Origin of the sequence: Faecalibacterium sp. OF03-6AC, from assembly GCF_003478175.1 — a bacterium.
Classification (GTDB): Bacteria; Bacillota; Clostridia; order Oscillospirales; family Ruminococcaceae; genus Faecalibacterium; species Faecalibacterium taiwanense.
Window position 1 is genome coordinate 1 of record NZ_QUEN01000027.1, and the last position, 1,022, is coordinate 1,022.

1 pseudogene is annotated in these 1,022 nt (G+C 59.5%); it reads right to left on the minus strand.

Annotated features, from left to right (window positions below):
* A pseudogene (locus DXA66_RS14005) lies at window positions 1-1,022 on the minus strand (relaxase); the annotation flags it as partial.

Genomic DNA, 1,022 nt, shown 5'->3' on the forward strand with positions numbered 1-1,022 from the left:
TTCCGCACAGTCTGGAGCTTCTGTGCAAGAGGCTTGTACTGCCGATAGACCACAAGATGCCCGCGCAGCTCCTTGAGGGAGACCATGCGGGCATCCAGGTCTTTGACCACCGCCAGTGCATCGTCGTGCTGGGTTTGCAGTTCGGCAATGCGCTGGTGCAGAGCATCTTCGCTGAGCAGCTTCTTCTCCTGCAGGAGACACAAGGTCTGCGACCAGCGTTTGAGGTTGAACTTTTTCGCCCAACGCTCATAGCCGATGCCCTTGCCCGCAGCAACGTTCGCCTGAATGTCAACCAGTTTCCTGATCTTATCCGGCTTCTTCTCGCTGCTGGGCTGGATGATGGCGGCAAGCTGGATGTTCTGGGAGAGGGCGGTCAGCACCTGCTCTTTTTCCAGCTTCTTGCTCAGTTTCTTGGCGGTGATGAACTTTGCCCGACCGGGTGGGCAGTAGCTCAACCGGCCTCGGCTTTCCTTCACGGCGATGCCGTGTTCCTGCATGAGCAATGCAGAAAATTCCTCGAAGGTAGTGGTCTTGTTCAGCACAGCGTAGATCTGCTTTCGCAGTTTGTCCAGTTCGGTCTGGTAGACGGTCTGGGTGGGCTGCTGCCCTTCGGCGGCAAGTTTGGCGTTGGCATGGTCGAGGCGGCGTTGTCCGCGCCGCTGCGCCCAATACTCGCGCTCCGAAACATGGTCGCCGAGGGCTTCCAGCAGATCGATCTGGTTCAGGTCGGCTTGCTCGCACATCTCCATGACAGCGACACGAAGGTGCCGGAGCATGGCAGAGGTGCAGCGGTGCTTCTTGCCCGCTTCCCAGTCGCACGGCTTGTCCATGAAGGGCTGCCGTTCCACGGTGCGGACGCGCAAGCTGCCGATGACGATGTGGACGTGGATGTTCCCGGCACTGTTGTGACCGTCCGGGTGGGTGCAGACGATGGCGGGATGACCGGGAAAGTTGTCCTTGCAGAACTGCAAGCCGAGGGCTTGCGCCCGTTCCATGGTCAGGCCGTTCTCTACTGCATCCTT